This window comes from Paenibacillus sanguinis 2301083 = DSM 16941 (assembly GCF_000374825.1).
GTDB classification, from domain to species: domain Bacteria; phylum Bacillota; class Bacilli; order Paenibacillales; family Paenibacillaceae; genus Fontibacillus; species Fontibacillus sanguinis.
The window spans coordinates 84,893-102,672 of the sequence record NZ_KB895381.1 but is presented as its reverse complement, the minus strand read 5'-3'; the positions used below and the strand labels follow the sequence as shown (position 1 = coordinate 102,672).

Sequence of the window (17,780 nt, the reverse complement as noted above, 5' to 3'; positions counted from 1 at the left end):
TCTGATTACATCACCAGAATGAAATCATTACTGTATTTGATTCAACTCCGCCCATTCTTCAAGTTGTCTTTGCTTCTCTGCAACCACTTTGTCGATGCCTGATATCTGCAATTTTCCATTCAGCTCAGGCAATATTTTCTCCGGATCAAGAGTACCCGTTTCAAGGGCGGCCGTATACTGCTCCAAAACGTTTGCAATTGCGGTATATTCGTTTTTTACAGGTGCAGGATTGAAATTGAAGCCAAGCGCCTTGGATTTCGTTGCGCTGCTATTGAATGCCTTCAGTTTATCCCAAATATCGGGATCGTCCCCTTTCATGACATAGCTCAGAAAGCTGTTTCCGATCAACCAGCTCCAACTCGGCAGGTATCCTGACGTTGCAGCGTCTATGCCAGGTGCGAAATCAATCACATTATCAGCAATTTTCTGGTAATGCTTCCCTTCGATTCCCCAATCAAGCAGGTTGACAAGCTCCTGATCCGAATAGAGAAGGTTCAAAAACTGCATCGCCTTCTCCTTTTGTTGCGATTGGTTTGCGATCGACCATAAAAACATAGTTACATTCGCTGTGGTTGACACTGGCGGAGTTAATTCAACCTCGATCATCTCTGTCCCAGAATTTATAGTTTCTTGCGTTACGAAGCCAGGTCTGCTGTTGCTAAAATAACTGAAGGCTTTCCCTGCTTTGACAAGCTGTACTGATGAAATCTGGTTCGTGGCGGCATCGCTAAGAATATAACCTGCCTGATACCATTTACGGAGCATCCCGACCAGGTCCTTATATTGCTGCGAATCGTACCAGTTGGACACCTGCAACGTATCAATATCTGTGAGTACACCAATTCCGTCGCTAAGTCCATCGTAATTATAGTTATAACCCATCAGAACACCCAGATTTCCCGATCCCCCCGGCACTAGCGGAGTGATACCTGGCTCTTTATCTTTAATGATTTGCAGCACATGTTCGATATCCGCAAAGGATTGGATCGAGGCGACATCGATATTGTGCTTGTCAACCAAATCCTTCCGTAGAAAGTAACTAAAGCTGTTGGCAAATGCCTTGATAACCGGAACTCCATAAATCGAACCCTTGACCTTTGCGGCATTCAAATATTGCCGATCCAGATGGTCTGCAATTCCTTGTCCATACTGTGCCAGAAGATCGTCCAGCGGAGCGAGCTTGCCGGTTGCTGCCTGGGTAGCATACCCGGAGGAGCCCATTGTAACTACTACATCAAGCTTCTCTCCCGAGCTCATCATCAGGTTCATTTGCTGCTGCCAGTTGCTGAACGGGATCAACTCAAGCTTTACGGTGGCATTGATTTTGTTGCTTGTGAGCTTGTTGACCTCTTCCTGAACCAGCTCCATATCTTTAGGCTCTGGCTGCGAGATCGGAATGGCGATTACAAGCTCAGACGCCTCGGAAGAATTATCCGAGGTCTCCTTGCTGCGCTCTTTCTCGCTGGAGGCGGAAGGAGCGCTTTCCGCTGAGCACGCTGTAAGCAGCAGCGACATCACCGTAATACCCGCAACAATTGGCCTAAACCACCGTTTTGATTTGTTCACTTGTTTCGACCGCCTTTTCTACGATATAGTTTTATCATTAGATTTATGATAGCGATCTTAGCAGATACCCTCTATCACTTTTCCGACTATTCCGATATCATTATTAATACTTATTTATAACATTAAGTTTGCTGCCTGAACTCGTTCGGATTAACTCCCGTCTGCTTCTTAAACATTCTTGAAAAATGGGAGAGATGGGAGTATCCCACGGACGAGGCAATTTCCGCTACTGACAAATTTGAGCTCAGTAGCAGCTCTTGGGCAAGCTTGATTCGCTCCTGCAGCAAATATTCCATCATCGACAGCCCCGTCTCCTTCTTGAAAAGCCGCGCCAAATAATCCGGATTCAAAAAAGCGTGCTGCGCTATTTCTTTTCTGGATAAATTGCTCTCATCCAGATGGGCAGTGATATACTGCTTTATATTTGCAACCACCTGATTATGCTGAAGCTCCGCCTTTTCCTGAGATATAGCCTTGCAGACTACATGCTCTACCCATCGCAGCATATTAGCTACGGATTTCACGGCATTTCGGGACATTTCCATAGAATCAGAGTCACTGAACAGTTCATGCGCCAATCGGCCTTTGGACCATAAGACGAAATACACGGTTTGCAAAAAATTTTCATGAAATTGTTGCAGCATCATGGCATGAACCTCCGAACAGGCGACTCTCTCCTCCAGGTATTCTCTAATCTCTTTCACAACCCGGTCCTTCATTCCATTTTTCAGCAAATTCGCCCAGACGCTCATATCAGGCATAGGCACCTCTGACTTGGGCAACGGTGCTGCCCCGGTAATCCGAAATACCCCGTGATCATAAACAACATTGTTTCGTTCAAAGCTCTGAAGCTGGGAAAAAGCAGCTTCCATCCCGTCGGCTTTAGCCGTATAACCGATATAGCAGGATAAATCACAATAAAAATAACGACGGCACGCTTCCACATAATTTTCGCATCTCTCAAGCAATAGTTCATTCTCTACAGCCTCTGCGGCAAGCTGCTCGTAAGTTATGACAAGAAGTAAACAGCCGCGATCCATCGTCATGATCTGTCCCGAAAGCTCCTCACCTAAGATAAGCTCTGTTCCGCTATTCTTAAGTGCATACTCCATGAGCTTCTCATCGCGTGCGGATAGTGGCTTATGCCATCTCCTAACCCCGATAAGAACAGGCAAAAAGAGCGTGTCTTTTGTATAGGGGAGGTTTCTGGTCTCCAGCGCAATTTGAACCGCAGCAGGAGAAGGAGCGATTTTTCCCTGCAGCAATTCAGTCCAAAAATGCTCGATGACGGAGAGCATATTATAGTTCCAGAACCGTTCATGTGCACTGGATTTGCGAAGGCGAAGGATTCGCTCCTTCGCTTTCTCGATCGCCTTCTTCAAATCCTCGTCCGGAACAGGCTTGAGCAGATACTCTAGCCCTCCTAACCGGATCGCCTGCTTTGCGTAATGAAAGTCTGCATAGCTGGTCAAAAATATCGTCTGCAGCTGTGGAAGCTGCTCATTGGCCCATTCCAACAGCTCTAACCCGGAGCCTTGAGGCATTTCGATATCGCTGATCATAATATCGATCGCCTCGCGATTCAGCACGTTCTTCGCTTGCCTGATGTTATGGGCCGTGAATACATTCGAAAGCTCCAGTTGATCTGCATCTAAATCAGCCAACAGCCCTTTCACGACATGAAGCTCGTCATCGACGATCAACAGGTTGAACATAGGCAGCCTCCTTTTCCGTTACGCTCTTGTCCATCTGCTGCAAGGGCAGGGTAATGATTACCGCGGCTCCGTGAGGCAACCGGTTCGCGAATTCGATCTTGGCCGTATCGCCATATAACAGCTTCAATCTGCGGCGCACATTCCAGACGCCGATATGCTCCCCATTTTCATTTTCAAGCGAATGGTTCGCGTTCAGCTCGCTGAGCACAAGCTCATCAAACCCGTTGCCCGTATCTTCTATAACTATCTTCATGAAGGTATCGTTCCGCTCAATGAATGTATATGCCTGCACAAAAAGCTGAATCGGATTGTCCAAAGTAACGGCATGCTTGATCGTATTTTCGACGAAGGTTTGAATAATTAAAGGCGGCACAAGATTCTCCAGCATCCCATCAGCCACTTCGATCGTACTCACCAGTTGCTCGGGATAACGGAGCTCCTGAATTCGAAGATAATTTCTGGTATGCTCCAATTCATCCTCTAACCGCACAAAGGTCATGTTGCTGCGAAACATAAAGCGGAAATACCGGATCAGGCATTGGGACATTTCCTTGATCAGCTCGAAATTCTTTACTTTCGCCAAGTGATAGATGATATTCAGGGAGTTCAGGAAAAAATGAGGATTAATCTGGAGTTGCAGCCGTTGCAGTTCCTCCCGCTGCTTGTTAAGCTTCTCCTGATATACATTAACGGTCAACTCCTGGATGCGGCTCATCATATTGTTAAAGTTTCGATAAACGGCAATAAATTCATCGGCTGTCGCACGGCGGTTAATCCGTGTACCTAAGTCTCCTGCTTGAACTCGTTCCATCGCTAGCAGAAGCTGTTCGACAGGCAGTAACACGACCCTCCGAAGAAAGAACAGGCCGATGGGGATAATGAAGAGCATCAGCAAAAGCGCGAAAGAAGAAAGCCGCTGAAATAAAGGCAGCTTCTCCAAAATTTGCTCATCAGGAATGACGGCAATTAGACTGAAGTCTCCTTTCTGCGACGCTTCGCCAACAATCAGAAATTTGACCTCCCGGCCTGACAGCTGGTACCCCTCTTCCTTTGGAAGGAAACGGACAGAAGGATCACGAACGATCTCGGCATTTGTCATCGGAGTACCGTCCAATGTAGCGAACAAGGAAGCGCCACGGGTTCCGATGCGAATGAATTCCAGCGGGATCATAAGCGAATCCACCGCTTGATAAGCTCCGAAATACACACCGTCCGCGCGCATGATGTGAATCAAATAATATTTCCCATTGATCTGATGCGCTTCCCAGCTCTTTGAATGAAAGCCGTTCCTATTCGGTGATGCCTTGATAAGTCGGACGATATATTCCTGAACCTGCAACGATTCATTGTAATCTGCTTGCTTACTCTGGACCGGGAGAAAGTCGCGTTGTTTTGGCGAATACATAAAGAAGCTGTCGATGGCCTGATATAATACAATGTCTTCGCGCAATCGGCCAAAGAGAGATATTTTGGCACGATAATAATCGTCAGGATGGGTTGCATGGCTAATCGCAGACAATTCCAGCCCGCTTCCGACTAGAACGTTCATGTATTGATCGACATCATCCAGTCCTTTATCAATTTGGTTCATATACAATGTCATCATGCTCCGGTAAGATTCACTAACTTGAGAGCGTACCACACCAAGCGCATAATGGCTGCCAACGATGAACATTGAAATTAAAGGCAAGGTCAGAATCAGCACACCTGTAACCAGTTTGACCTGCAGCGAATTGAGAGACCATCCCCTTAGCATCCGTTTCATCCTCCCGCCCATAACGTGGAAAACCCCGTTTTTGCTGTTACAAAAACGAGGCTCACTTATTCACACTGCTGCCATACACTACTATCCCTTCACTGCTCCAATCGAGATGCCCTTTACAAAATATTTCTGGAAGAATGGATACGCAACAAGAATCGGTATAATCCCGATGACCGCGATTGCCATTTTAACGGTCTCCAGCGGTGCTGCCGCTATGTTGATGATCTCCGAGCCGAAATTGCTGTTGGCTATAAACTGGGCATCAGACAAAATGCGGTTTAATAGATTTTGAATCCCGTACAGCTTGACATCTGTTAAATAAATCGTACCATTCATCCAGTCATTCCAGTACGACAAGGTCTGGAGTAAACCAACGGTTGCCAGTACCGGAGTGGATAGTCTCAAGACGATAGACCAAAATATCCGAAACTCACCGGCACCATCAATACTCGCAGATTCGATGACAGCCAACGGAACAGATGTTCTGAAGAACGTCTGTAACAAAAGTACATAGAATCCGTTCGTCAACAAGCCAGGTACGATCAAGCCGGCCAGTGTATTTTTGAGGTCGAACAACTGAGTATACACTAGGTACGTCGGAACAAGTCCGCCATTGAACAGGATTGTGAAGAAGACGAAGAAGGCCAATGCCTTTCTTGCCGGATAATCCGCACGGGAGAGAGGATACGCCAGCAACGCTGCAATCAAAAGTCCAGCCGTCGTTCCGACAATGGTTACAAACAGGGTAATCCCATAGGCTCTGAAAATGCTGGAGCTGCCGCTGAGCAGGTATTCGTATGCTGCTGTACTGAACACTTTTGGAAAGAAGGAGTAGCCGTTGCGCATAATTTCAGTCTCATCCGTAAAGGAAGACACGAGCAGCAATATAAAAGGAGCCACACAAGCGATCGTCAATAGTAGATAGACCATGTGTGCAAGCCATTGCCAGATGCGGTTTTCGTATGTCATGACTATTCCTCCTAGAACATCGCATTGTCTCTGCTGAATTTACGTATGATCATATTGGCGGTAAGGACAAGAATGAAGCCCACGATGGATTGGTAGAACCCGGCTGCCGCCGACATTCCAATATCTCCGAGGCCAAGCAGACCGCGGTAGACATAGGTGTCGATGACATTAGTCGTCTCATAAATCGCACCAGAGTTCATTGGTATTTGATAAAATAATCCGAAGTCGGAATAGAAGATTCTCCCGATTGCGAGAAGTGTCAGCATAATAATAACCGGAGTGATCAACGGGATTGTAATATACAGGATTTGCTGATATTTCGCGGCTCCATCCAATCGCGCGGCTTCGTAATATTCTTCGTCAATCCCGATAATCGCAGCGTAATAAATGATGACGGAATATCCAAGACCCTTCCACATATGAACGACGGTCAGAATGAAGGGCCAATACTTTGCTTCAAAATAAAACATTATTTTGTCTATCCCCAGAGCCGGCAAAATCGTTGTATTGATGAATCCGGTATCCAGGCTGAGCATCGCGTAACTCAGATACGCAACGATGATGATCGAGATTAGATGCGGCAACAGAATAATGCTCTGGTAAAATCGCGCAAAAAACCTCTGACGAACTTCATTTAACAGCACTGCAAGCATGATGCCGCTCACTGCCGTCAGGATAATCCAGGCGCCGTTATAAAGGAGCGTATTGCGAGTAATAATATAAGCGTCCGAAGTCTTGAATAAGTACTCGAAGTTCTGCAGCCCTGCCCAATCGCTAGCCAAAATTCCTTGTGAAAAATCTATATCCTTGAATGCGATCACGAGTCCAAACATAGGGAGATAATTATTTAACAAAAAGTACAGCACACCTGGCAGCACCATTATCGTGAGCGGTAAATATTTGCGAAAGCGACGCTTCTGAGGTGCCTCCTTTGCAATCCCGCGGGCAGTCGCAGCTTGACTCATTCCAATCTTCCTTCCCTATTCCTCTTTTATGTAATCATATAGGAATTATCGGATATAATCTATCAGTTTTCCGACCTGTTTCTATCACTATCTAGACCCTGGTGTCTCATTCGAGTTACATCAAGCAAGCTGCCTATTGTGCTGAGGCAAGCCGCTCGCAGCAAACCTTGAATTTACGTCCGCTACCGCATGGGCAAGGCTCGTTTCGGCCTGGCAGAGGACGCCCGCTTTTTCGATAATCGTCCAGCCAGCGCTGCCGCAAGCGAATGCTTAGCTGCTCCATCCGGGTTTTCGAATACGCATAGATCATCTTATAGCTCTCGCAGAAGTAATCAGGGTAAGGCACGCCCTCCTGCCGGTTCTGCGCTCGATTTCGCGGGCATCCACCGTGGCAGACCTGCAAATACTCGCAGCTTGCGCATGCATCCGGCAGCGCCGGCTTCATTGCCAGAAACTTGGCATAAGCGGGGTGAGCAAGAATTTCTTCAAGCGAATTGCGGGCCACATTGCCGAGCCTGTATTCCTCGCCAATATAGAAATCACAGGGATATGCATCACCATTTTGCTCCAAAATGATCGTTGTAGGACAAGTCGCCTGGTGTATGCAAAGCCCGCCTGGTCTTCCAACATAAGCATGCAGAAGATTGTCAAAGAACCGTTCCGACAGGACAGGATTCCCCTCGTTATACCAAACATCGAATGCCTCGCACAAAAACTGTCCGTACTGCTCTGGTGTAATACGGAATTGAGCTTGCTTCCCTGTTTCCTGCGCCATGAAATCCATCGCCGGAATAAACTGAATATAGCCAAACCCGTTTTCCTTATAAAAATCCAGCAGCTCACGCGCCCTTCCAACATTCCCCTCGTGGATTACCGTCAAAATATTGAATTCCACCTGCTGGCGCCGGAGCTGTTCAATCCCCGCCATCACTCGATCAAAGCTGCCTGCTCCATTGCTGTACACGCGCCTTTTATCATGAATATGCTCCGGTCCGTCCAGGCTGACTCCAATCAGGAAGTGATATTGTCTGAAAAAGCGAGCCCACTCCTCTGTAATTAACGTAGCATTGGTCTGGAGGGAATTGGCGATGATGGTGTTCGGCTTGGCGTACCGGGCCTGCAGGGAGACAACCTCCTGGAAAAAAGCCAGTCCGGCAAGCAGCGGCTCTCCCCCTTGCCAGGCGAAAGAAGCTGCTCCACTAGTGCGGGCCATATAGGACCTGATAAAGCTATCCAGGAGTTCAGGGGCAATCCGGTTGATTTTGGGGCCTGGCTTGCCTGCACAACTGCTGTAATAGCAATAATCACAAGCCAGATTGCAGTCCTCTGAGACCGTTTTCCACATAATGCTTAACGAACCGCTTACTCTGTCAACTGAACATGGTAAAGTCATAGAATCCAGCCTCCTCCAAAATAAAAAAACACGATAGAAGCCAGCTGTTTCTGGCAACTATTGTGTTTCCGGTGATCCGGTCAAGTTACATTGATTATATCTATTTGGTTGGCAATGTCATCCTACCACGGCTGTCTTAACTCGTCAATCTGCACCGAAGGCAGCAGAAAACTCGCAATTTCCCGGATTACCATCGCCTGTACTGTGCAGATCACTCATTTTCATTTCACATATTTATAGGTCCCTGCACCCACTCGATGTTGTTCGCCATCAGGCAGCAAAATATCTGCGCTGCAATTCCCGGGAATCACGATGGTGTAGGTGACTCTACTGCCTGCTTTTTCCCATCCGCTGATTACTTTTCCATATACGCTGGAATAGGCCAGCCTGGCATGCTTCAAGTCTTCGCATAGCGTGGGCTTGATGAGAAAGTGATTCCTTTGCCCGGGAATGTTGATTCCGCATACATTGCTGAACAGCCACTCACAGCAGGCTCCCTTGGAATAATGATTAAGCGAGGCATCCGGCGTCCAGTTCTCCCACATCGTTGTAGCACCGTGATTCACCTGGTACATCCAGCCGGGAAGCTCGGGCTGAACCAGCATTTTGTAGGCATCCTCGGCATATCCGGCATCGGACAGCATGCCCAACAGGAACGGAGTAGACAGAAATCCGGTTCCGATCTTGTAGTTCCGCTCGCGCACAAGGCTCACAAGCTCCTGCTGCAGGTTCTGCTTCACCTTGTCATCCACAACGTCAAGAGCCGCAGGCCGCACCAGCTTCGCCATTCTTTTCGTTTGGATCGTATTATTTTCGGTAAAATAAACCTGGTAGGCTGCCTTGATTTTTTTTGCCAGATCGTTGTATCTGCGGCTTTCCTCCGTTTTCCCCAGATGCTCGGTCATCTCCCCAAGGCAGGTCAGCGAGTAGGCCAAATAAGCCGAGGCTTCCTCCGGTCTGGGGAGTGCCAGCGCCAATTTGGTCTCCGTCCCCTTGGGCTCGGTCCATTCGCCAAAATGACGGCCCACACCCACGATATACTTGCGCTGCTCCCGATTCTTGCGGAATTTGAAGGTGGAGAACAGATTATATTTGCCCAGTCTTCTGATGAAAAATTCGGCACACTTTACCATAGCCTCATATTGCGCCTTCATGAGGCTGTCATCTCCGTAACGCTTCCAGTAGCGATAAGGAATCAGAATCATGGCATCGCCCCAGCCGCTGGAGCCTTCAATGGACAAGGAAGTGCGGAAATTGCTTACCCGCGGATTAATGTTATAGACCAGTCCGGATTCTGCTTGCTCATCGCTGACATCTCTCATCCATTTTCTATAAAAGGCCGCCTGATCCATAAAGATCGTCCCCGTATTAAAGAACAGCTGCGCATCCCCTGTCCAGCCTGCTCTCTCCCGGGTCGGGCAGTCCGTCGGCACATCCAGGAAATTTCCTTTAACGCTCCATAAAGTGTTCTCGACGATTTTGTTGATTCCCTCATGAGAGCAGCTGAAGTCGGCCGTAACCTCCATATCCGAATAGACGGCTATGGCCGTAAAGGCTTCTGCGGTCACTTCCCCGGGCCAATTCTGTACCAGCGCATATTGGAAGCCCTGAACGGAGAACTTGGGCTTGTAGACCTCTTCGCCGTCTCCGCTGCACATATATTCCAATTTTTGCAGATGTGATTTGGTGTACTCCCCATCATAGGAAATATTCTTGATCGTAAAATTTCCGTTCTCGTCCAGCGTTTCTCCCATCACCAGTGTAATTTTATGCCCTTTGGGCGCCTTGACACGAAACTCAACATAACCGGCAATATTCTGCTTGAAGTCCAGCACAGTTTGTCCGTCCGGTGTTTGGAGCACTGCAGGCTTCAAGCGCTCCTTCTCTACAACAGGGACATTGTTGGAGCAGCAGACGATTCCGTGATAGGTCGTCTCCAGAGCGACGGAAGCGTAAGAGGGCTTTCTCCACGCTTCAATGATTTCTCCGTCCTTCATATCCGCATAACGGATCGGGCCGTCATTGCTCCAGGCAAAGCTCTTATCGGAGACGATCGTGGCTATTTCCCCCTGCTTATCCGTGATCTCAAGCTGGGCGAGAAGCTTGGGTTCATACCCGAACACCTTGCTTCCTCCAAAAACTCCTGCTTTACTGGCATACCAGCCATCCCCCAACTCGACCTCCAGCGTGTTATGCTGTGCCAGCATATCGGTGACATCAAAGGTCTGATAGTGGGTCCTTACATCGTAATTGGTAGATCCGGGTGTAAAATACTGATTCCCCACCCGCTTGCCGTTCAGCTTCGCTTCATAGATTCCGTTTGCTGTAATATACAATCTGGCCTTGCTGATTTCTCCGGAGGTGCTGAATTCCTTTTTAAAGCAATCGACCGGATAACGCACCTTTTTCTTTTTGCTGTGCTCATAATTGCCCATGATCCATTTCGCCCTCCAGTCGGAAGGCCGGAGCAACCCCATTTCAAACAGCGCAGGCTCGCTCCAGGGACCCTCTTCCCCGGCTTCATCATAAAGCTTCACCTGCCAGGCAACACTGTCGCGGCTGTTCAGCACAAGCGGGATCGGGGCAAACATTTCATCCGTTTCGATCTTCTCACTGGTATAGGTCTCTCCACCCTCCACCTTCACCTGGATGACATAAGCGGACTGCTTGATGGCCCCTGCCACCGTCCACATCACGCGTGGCTCAGCAATATCAATGCCAAGGGGGTTCACCAGATACTCGGTTTTTAGTTGTTGTGCGTGTATCATCTCGCTCTCCTTTCCTACTCTCCGTTTCTTGCTCTCAGCTCATTGACAATTTGCGGCAGCTTCTTCTCCAGTCTCCAGAAGAGCATGCACACGAAGGGCAGAGCCGCCAGGATGATAGGCAGATAAAGACTGATCGTAAGGATGCCTTGCATCGCTTGCTCCGACTGCTGCTCGACAGCTCCATCAAACCCGGTTGCGCCCAGGATCCAGCCGATGCTGGAGACACTCAACGAGCTTGCCATAAGCGTGGCGATCCCGATCAGACTCATCATCAGTCCGGGGGAGCGGATCCCGCTCTTCCATTCGCCGTAATCAATCGTGCTGTTGACGAGCACGGTAATTAGAGCCGATAAAGGGATAGATCCCACTCCGGAGAGGATAAAGCCGATGAAGGCCAAAGGTACATTGCTTGTATTTGCCGTACGGATCAGGCAACCGACGATCACCAGCAGAGTTGCTATGGCAACGATCCACCGAGTGCCCAGCTTTTCGACCAGCTTGGGCAAAATGGCAAAGATCAGCAGTGCCGGAGCCGCCCCCGCAACAGCCAACAGGCTTTGCAGATTGATATTGCCAAGCACATACCTGGCATAGTAGACTGTCGTTGCATTATTCAATGAAAGCATAGCGGTTGATGCAAACATAATCAGGCAAGCTGCAAGAAAGTACGGATTTTTCAAGATCGAGAGGATGGCATCCTTGAAGGGAACCTTCTTCTCCGTTCCGCTTTCATCCCGGCTAATCGTCTTGACATTTTCTCGCGAGGTGCGAAATTGATTCACAACAAGCCCCGTTCCGATGACAATCAGGACAGCGGTTACGATAAAGTAAGCCCGCTGATCTCCGCCCAGCAACCCGATGACAGGCACATAACCCAGGGTTACAAGCATTGCTCCGGCCATCGTGCCCAATGCGCGTCCCGAGCCCATTTTGGCTACTTCAAGCGGGTTGCGGGTGGCCATCGGGATTAGCGAACCGGAGGCTGAGCTGAACATGGAGCTGCCGATATTGAAGAAGATGATGCATGCCCCGGCCCAGATCATCTTCACGGATACTGACAGGCTCTCCGGGATGGAGAACAGAAGCAGAAGCGATCCTGCCATCGGCAGGATCGCTACCAGCAACCAGGGTCGTACCTTCCCGTATCTGGAGTTAAGTTTATCAATCAAAATTCCCGTAGCAAAGCTTGCAAAAGCCCCTATTATGGAGCCGACCAGCACCAGGCTCCCCAGCACAATTCCGTCCAGATGAGCGACTGTTGTCAGATAATACATGACAAAAGAAGAATAGATGATGGCGATCAGCCCATTGCCCGCCATCCCAAGGCTATCGCCAAGCAGCTGTCCTTTATGAAGCTGTAAAGGGATTTCATCAGAGCTGGCAGCCGACTGCTCTTCCCTAATCTCGTTATCCTCTATCATGGTGTGAATTCTCCTTGCCTAATTTTTTCCAATTCAAAGTCAAGCAAATCCAGCTTCCCTGTTCCTTCAAACCTCAAGTAGAGCGGAAAAATCCCTGTTAGCGGATTCATGCTTCTGCCAAAAGTTGTCCAATGATCTGCAACCTTTATTTCAATTTCAGCGATTGCGGCTCCGCCGAGCTTGGTGGAGACAATCACCATGAATTTCTACCAGGCTTCCATGGTTATGGCCAAAGTAATTCAGCGCCGCCTTCTTGGGTCTGCCATCCAGATAAATATCTCCATTGGAGATGATGGTTCCGCCATATTGAAAGCCCCAGTCCGAATGCTTGCTTGTGGCATAACACAGCTCATCATGTGAACCAATGACGTACACCCGGCCCGTCAAACACATACGGCTCGGGATCAGGAATATACTCGTAGCTTGGTAAAATCGGATTAAACGAGCACGATTGGCAAGGAGATTTGGCCTCGATGATCCTGAGAGACTACAATCATCCTTCCGTAATTATGTGGTGCGTCGGCAATGAAATCATTTTGAGACCGTTAACATTTCTATTCTTAATCCGAAGAAAATAATTCCTTCATGCCCTGTGCAACTTCTTGGATGCAATCTGCTGCCTGAGGATACAAACCGATTTTATCTATGAACCCGTGATCCATGCCGGCGTAACGAATCATCCGCACCGGTACGCCAGAGCGCTCCAGTTTTCGGCCATAAGCCTCTCCCTCCAGGCGAAGATAATCAAATTCACCGACAATAATAATCGCCGGGGGCAGTCCCTCAAGATGGCCATGCAACGGCGAAATATAAGGGTCTGCGGCCTGCACATTATCAGGCACATACAAAGGCGCTATTCCAGCTACACTGCTTAAAGCATAGATGGTGCCGAGAGTTAGCTCATGGTTATTATTGATCTCGTACTGATCAATGCTCCACTTGAAATCATCAGTTTCAGTACCGGCCATATTGACTGTGGGATAGAGCAACGCCTGGTATTTAATCATTCCTGTGCCAAGGTCACGGTCCATTAGCGCGCATACTGCCGCCAGGTTTCCGCCTGCACTATCGCCAGCTACTGTGATTTGTTCACGATTGATCCCCAAATTTGCCGAGTTCTCGTATACCCATTTCACTGCGTCAAAGCAATCATGTACTCCTGCCGGGAAGGGATGCTCCGGCGCAAGGCGGTAATCGACACTCACAACTACTGCACTGCTTTGTTCAGCAAGATATTTACATGCATTTTCTACCGTCTGGATCGTTCCGGCAATAAAGGCGCCGCCGTGAAAGAATACGACAGCCGGTTTATAATCCCGGTTGCCTTGTACCGTATAACTTCTCGCACGTATTTCTCCATCGCGTCCGGGAATACGGATCTCCTCCGTTGTGACCTCCATAGTTGTGATATCCTGATTCGGCCAGCCCATCATTGCCCTGACCTGTTCAATGTAAGAAGCAAAATCAGCTTTAAGCTCTTTCATATCCTGCTGACCCAAGGAAGCCAGCTTCTCGGCCTGCTCTGTTGCTATTTGTCTGACTCTTGGATCGAGTCCGCCCGCCAAAGGGGAGTCCGGCACCTTTTTGATTATGATCTCCATGGTTGAAATCCTCCAGTTCATGGTTCTACTGAATATCAATAGCAGTTACGCTATGCGGCTCCACATTCAGCTCCAGCAGCCATTCCCCGCCTGGGAGCTGCTTCAGATCGACAGGTACAGCAAGCATCTCCGCAGCCTGGAACAATTGCTCCAGTTGCTGCGGTGAAGGATATTCCGGGCTGCCTTGCTCCAGCCACTTGGCTTTGGGATTGGCATGGTATTCATCGACTGTCCTTACGATGGCTTGTTTCCCGGTTAAATCCCCTTTAAATATAATGCCCACCTCCACAGCCGCAATATCCGCTTCCGGCGCATTATGATTGTGCAGCACCATAGAGAGCCCGCCATTTTTCTTCGTGGCAAGCAGCTCCAGCGTCTTGACCTCACAGGTCTCCGTAGGAATTCGTTCCGTTCCCAGCTCATGCATGATGCGAAACGCCTGGTAAGAAGGCTTGGGAACACCGTCAATATTCAGCAGCCCAAATCCCCCATGGAACGGCAGGGATTGCTGCACAGACTCTTCAAAAATGTCGGAGAACGTCCAGAACGAATAGCCTTCAACAAGGCCGGCATTATCAGCTAACGTCTTCACAATGAAAGCAGCGGCATACGGATCATCCTGCTTGTACGGAAATGCAGCCGAATTCCATTCCGTATAATAGAGCGGGAGATCTCCGGCCTCCTGTTTGGCCTTTTGCGCCATCACAGCCATCACTCCCCGCTCATAGTACGGGTCCATCAATGCTGCAAAGGCCTGCATTCTTTCTTCCTCGCCCAGACGCATCATCGCTTCGATATCGACTTCATGGTGCGTGCTCAGCGGATCGGAGGTCGGATAATGATGGGTTGAAATAAAGTCAACCGCAACCTCGTTCTTTTGACAATATTCAATAAAGTCGGGAATCCAGGCATTGCCGGAGGAAGCCGGCCCGCCAACCTTCAGCAAGGGATCTACCTGCTTAATTGCCCTAACCGAATATTCATACAGCTTCATATACTCATCCTGGGTTCCGGCCCAGAAGAATTTCAGGTTCGGCTCGTTCCACACTTCAAAAAACCAGGTGCGAACCTCCTCGATGCCATAGCGGTCCACCAAGTGTCTGGTAAGCGCATCCAACAATTCAGACCATTTGTCATAGCTTTTAGGTGGTGTAATATTCCCTTTATACAAGAAACAGGTCTGTTCACCGGACGCCAATGCGGAAGGCATAAATCCGAGCTCGATAAACGGCTTCATCCCGATGCTCAGCAGAAAGTCGAAGATCACATCGATATTATGAAAAGAATACAGCTCTTGCCCCGTAAGCATATTAACGGTATAGACAGACATATCGTCATCCAGCAGGCCGTGAAAACGAACGTATTGGAAGCCAAGTTCATCATGTGCCTTCTTTAACATCCGCTGATAATCTGCGCGAAGAGCCGTATAAGCGTGACAGCTCCCTACACACAATTCCCAATAGTGAGGGAATTCCACTGTATTTGCAGCGAGATCTATGGAAAAATTCGCTTTCATAAAAAACACCTCTTTCTGTTGAATTAGGGTCACCCTATAAGGCTCAGGTTATACCTTTGGGCGGAGGGATGGAATGGCTGGGGTTAACCAGCAGCTTGAACAGGATGAAACAATGGACTAGACTATAGATCAAGAAGAAGTTTCATGAAGAGGAGGTTAAGATGCTTACAGAGAAAATCGATCATATCCTTTATGTATTGACGAATATGGAGGAATTTTACAAGGAGAATGCCGATGGGCAGCTTTCCTTACAGGAGTACTCAACCTATATCAAATTTTTATCGAATAATTATATTAAAAAAAATCATTTGATACGTTTATATTGGCCACACTATACAGAAGATACTCCCAAGTACATTACGGATTTCACAAAACTCGATGAAAACATGCTGATTTTGGCAGACCTCAATATGGCTGTTACGAAGCATATCAACTTCTCACTGGACATGATGCATTCCAACAATTACCTTCAGTGTATCTATATCCATAAAGGTACAGGCATTCTAACCCTGACAAACAGGACATTTACACTGACCGAAGGAGATTTGTTTGTCATGCCGCCCGATACGATGCATTCAGTGAAAATGACGGAGGGCAGTATTTGTATTTATGTGATGATCAGACGCAAGTATATTAATTCTCTCTTTTTTGAGTTGTTTCATCATAATCCCCCACTCATCCACTTTTTTAACAAGGTCCTGTTCGAGAAAAGCAGCCAGGAAGAAGCGAACTACATCCTTTTTCATACCGGCAGCAATAAGGACGTAAAGGAAACCATCCTTCGCCTATTCAGCGAATATCTGTGGGGGGACGAGTTCCGCAACAATATTATGGAGTGCTACTTAAAGCTGTTGTTCAGCTTCTTGTTTCGCCACAAGCAATCCGAGATCGAGACGCCTGTCGCGCTCACAAATGCAGAGGTCCATTTCAATGAGATCATGAATTATATCAACAAAGACTTCAGAACAGCGACGCTGGCCTCGACTTCAGAATACGTGCATCTAAGCAAGCAATATATCTGTAAAATCGTTAAACAGGCAGCAGGAACCAGCTTCTCCAGGCTGTTGATAGATGTGAAGTTGAAGAAGGCCACCCAATACCTGTTGGAGTCAAATATAAAGCTAGAGGATATAGCGGACTTCACTGGCTTCTCGGATGTTTCCCATTTTAGCCGCATATTTAAACAACATACTGGCATTCCGCCTTCCAGGTACAGGGCTGAACAAGCGGATAGCCCCCATCCATAGAGCTAGCTTCTCTCAATGGCCAAGCCATGGAGTGAACACCTGCTATCTTCTAGTCCAAGCGACCCAAAACATAAAGGAGCGGATGCTAATAAGCATCCTGCTCCTTTATTGCCATTTTGGAAGCTGTTTCTTTTAATAGGCTCGTACCGTTTGTCCCGTTGGGCCATCTGAAGATAAGCAGGTCAGTGGAACCAGCTTATGGATTACCGTACTGGGGTCGCCCTGACCATAAGGGTTTTGTTCTGTTTTGAGGTTGCCTGGATCAAACAAGTTGGCCAAAATCCCATACTTCCCTTCCTCCAAGGCTACCGCTCGAATAAAAGCTTCCATCCCCGCCTTCGCCGCAGAATAAGCACCCAGACTTTCAAAATTTGAAGTCGCAAGCGAAGAAGTAACGCCTACTATCCGACCGTATTGTTGAGAACGCATCACAGGCAAAAAGGCATTCGTCATTAGAAATACACTATATAGATTCAGTTGAATAATATGATCCCAGGTTTCATAGCTCATATCATGAATCAGGCTGTACGGCCCGGTTCCACCTGCGTTATTGACCAAAATATCTACTCGATCTACCTGGCTCAGCACAAGCTGTTTCAAGTTTTGTACTTCTTCTGAATTTGTAACATCTGCTGGACAAACCAGACTGCGGCCACCCCTTTGCTCAATCAGCCGAGCAACCTCTTCAAGCTTTTCTTTTCGTCGACCGACGAGTATGACCAACGCGCCTTCGGCTGCCAGCTGCAGCGCTGTTTCCCTTCCAATCCCTGTTCCTGCTCCGGTTACAATCGCCACTCGTTGCTGCAACAAGCTCATAATCTTCACTCCCTTCAAAATAGGGCCGCAAATGGACCTCA

The 17,780-nt window shown here is 48.1% G+C and carries 14 protein-coding genes; 2 read left to right on the top strand and 12 right to left on the bottom strand.

Annotated elements, in window-relative coordinates:
* Positions 1 to 27: 27 nt before the first annotated feature.
* From C557_RS0111315 to C557_RS25175, 9 genes are all read right to left on the bottom strand, one after another.
* Positions 28 to 1,566 carry an ABC transporter substrate-binding protein gene (locus tag C557_RS0111315; protein WP_018751977.1) on the bottom strand — a complete coding sequence of 513 codons (1,539 nt, stop codon included), beginning with the start codon at positions 1,564 to 1,566 and terminating at the stop codon, positions 28 to 30.
* A 122-nt stretch (positions 1,567 to 1,688) separates the two neighbouring features.
* On the bottom strand, positions 1,689 to 3,281 hold the full coding sequence (locus tag C557_RS0111310) for a helix-turn-helix domain-containing protein (protein WP_018751976.1): 1,593 nt from the start codon (positions 3,279 to 3,281) through the stop codon (positions 1,689 to 1,691).
* Positions 3,256 to 5,037, bottom strand: coding sequence for a sensor histidine kinase (locus C557_RS23385; RefSeq protein WP_018751975.1), 1,782 nt, complete (start codon positions 5,035 to 5,037; stop codon positions 3,256 to 3,258). The genes C557_RS0111310 and C557_RS23385 overlap by 26 nt, the downstream gene beginning before the upstream one ends.
* Before the next feature lie 90 nt (positions 5,038 to 5,127).
* Positions 5,128 to 6,012, bottom strand: a complete 885-nt coding sequence (locus tag C557_RS0111300; protein ID WP_018751974.1) for a carbohydrate ABC transporter permease — start codon at positions 6,010 to 6,012, stop codon at positions 5,128 to 5,130.
* An 11-nt stretch (positions 6,013 to 6,023) separates the two neighbouring features.
* Positions 6,024 to 6,977 (bottom strand): ABC transporter permease, encoded by a 954-nt coding sequence (locus C557_RS0111295; protein WP_018751973.1) that lies wholly within the window; start codon positions 6,975 to 6,977, stop codon positions 6,024 to 6,026.
* Positions 6,978 to 7,110: 133 nt separating this feature from the next.
* Positions 7,111 to 8,370 carry an anaerobic sulfatase maturase gene (locus C557_RS0111290; RefSeq protein ID WP_018751972.1) on the bottom strand — a complete coding sequence of 420 codons (1,260 nt, stop codon included), beginning with the start codon at positions 8,368 to 8,370 and terminating at the stop codon, positions 7,111 to 7,113.
* Between the two features lie 221 nt (positions 8,371 to 8,591).
* Positions 8,592 to 11,138, bottom strand: coding sequence for an alpha-L-rhamnosidase (locus C557_RS0111285; protein ID WP_018751971.1), 2,547 nt, complete (start codon positions 11,136 to 11,138; stop codon positions 8,592 to 8,594).
* Between the two features lie 14 nt (positions 11,139 to 11,152).
* Entirely contained in the window at positions 11,153 to 12,559 is a 1,407-nt protein-coding gene (locus tag C557_RS0111280) for an MFS transporter (RefSeq protein ID WP_051082441.1), read from the bottom strand.
* Positions 12,560 to 12,715: 156 nt separating this feature from the next.
* Entirely contained in the window at positions 12,716 to 12,946 is a 231-nt protein-coding gene (locus tag C557_RS25175) for a hypothetical protein (protein WP_205621615.1), read from the bottom strand.
* A 77-nt stretch (positions 12,947 to 13,023) separates the two neighbouring features.
* Between C557_RS25175 and C557_RS25680 the strand changes: the two genes are divergently transcribed.
* Positions 13,024 to 13,137 carry a glycoside hydrolase family 2 TIM barrel-domain containing protein gene (locus C557_RS25680; RefSeq protein ID WP_420805395.1) on the top strand — a complete coding sequence of 38 codons (114 nt, stop codon included), beginning with the start codon at positions 13,024 to 13,026 and terminating at the stop codon, positions 13,135 to 13,137.
* Here C557_RS25680 and C557_RS0111260 read toward each other — a convergent pair.
* Positions 13,120 to 14,160 carry an alpha/beta hydrolase gene (locus C557_RS0111260; protein WP_018751966.1) on the bottom strand — a complete coding sequence of 347 codons (1,041 nt, stop codon included), beginning with the start codon at positions 14,158 to 14,160 and terminating at the stop codon, positions 13,120 to 13,122. The two genes, C557_RS25680 and C557_RS0111260, sit on opposite strands and share 18 nt — an antisense overlap.
* A 25-nt stretch (positions 14,161 to 14,185) precedes the next feature.
* Positions 14,186 to 15,676, bottom strand: a complete 1,491-nt coding sequence (locus tag C557_RS0111255) for a GH39 family glycosyl hydrolase (RefSeq protein ID WP_018751965.1) — start codon at positions 15,674 to 15,676, stop codon at positions 14,186 to 14,188.
* 161 nt (positions 15,677 to 15,837) lie between these two features.
* On the opposite strand from C557_RS0111255, the gene C557_RS0111250 reads away from it, so the two are divergent.
* Entirely contained in the window at positions 15,838 to 16,923 is a 1,086-nt protein-coding gene (locus C557_RS0111250; protein WP_018751964.1) for an AraC family transcriptional regulator, read from the top strand.
* A 132-nt stretch (positions 16,924 to 17,055) separates the two neighbouring features.
* Here the strand turns inward: C557_RS0111250 and C557_RS0111245 are convergent, their stop codons facing one another.
* Positions 17,056 to 17,739, bottom strand: coding sequence for an SDR family NAD(P)-dependent oxidoreductase (locus C557_RS0111245; RefSeq protein ID WP_018751963.1), 684 nt, complete (start codon positions 17,737 to 17,739; stop codon positions 17,056 to 17,058).
* Positions 17,740 to 17,780 lie beyond the last annotated feature (41 nt).

What these genes read in the sequence shown, in the direction of transcription:
- C557_RS0111285 (WP_018751971.1), bottom strand. Translation starts at nt 11,138, where the DNA reads ATGATACACGCACAACAACTAAAAACCGAGTATCTGGTGAACCCCCTT.
- C557_RS0111300 (WP_018751974.1), bottom strand. Translation starts at nt 6,012, where the DNA reads ATGACATACGAAAACCGCATCTGGCAATGGCTTGCACACATGGTCTAT.
- C557_RS0111295 (WP_018751973.1), bottom strand. Translation starts at nt 6,977, where the DNA reads ATGAGTCAAGCTGCGACTGCCCGCGGGATTGCAAAGGAGGCACCTCAG.
- C557_RS0111280 (WP_051082441.1), bottom strand. Translation starts at nt 12,559, where the DNA reads ATGATAGAGGATAACGAGATTAGGGAAGAGCAGTCGGCTGCCAGCTCT.
- C557_RS0111245 (WP_018751963.1), bottom strand. Translation starts at nt 17,739, where the DNA reads ATGAGCTTGTTGCAGCAACGAGTGGCGATTGTAACCGGAGCAGGAACA.
- C557_RS0111260 (WP_018751966.1), bottom strand. Translation starts at nt 14,160, where the DNA reads ATGGAGATCATAATCAAAAAGGTGCCGGACTCCCCTTTGGCGGGCGGA.
- C557_RS0111290 (WP_018751972.1), bottom strand. Translation starts at nt 8,370, where the DNA reads ATGACTTTACCATGTTCAGTTGACAGAGTAAGCGGTTCGTTAAGCATT.
- C557_RS0111250 (WP_018751964.1), top strand. Translation starts at nt 15,838, where the DNA reads ATGCTTACAGAGAAAATCGATCATATCCTTTATGTATTGACGAATATG.
- C557_RS0111310 (WP_018751976.1), bottom strand. Translation starts at nt 3,281, where the DNA reads ATGTTCAACCTGTTGATCGTCGATGACGAGCTTCATGTCGTGAAAGGG.
- C557_RS23385 (WP_018751975.1), bottom strand. Translation starts at nt 5,037, where the DNA reads ATGCTAAGGGGATGGTCTCTCAATTCGCTGCAGGTCAAACTGGTTACA.
- C557_RS0111255 (WP_018751965.1), bottom strand. Translation starts at nt 15,676, where the DNA reads ATGAAAGCGAATTTTTCCATAGATCTCGCTGCAAATACAGTGGAATTC.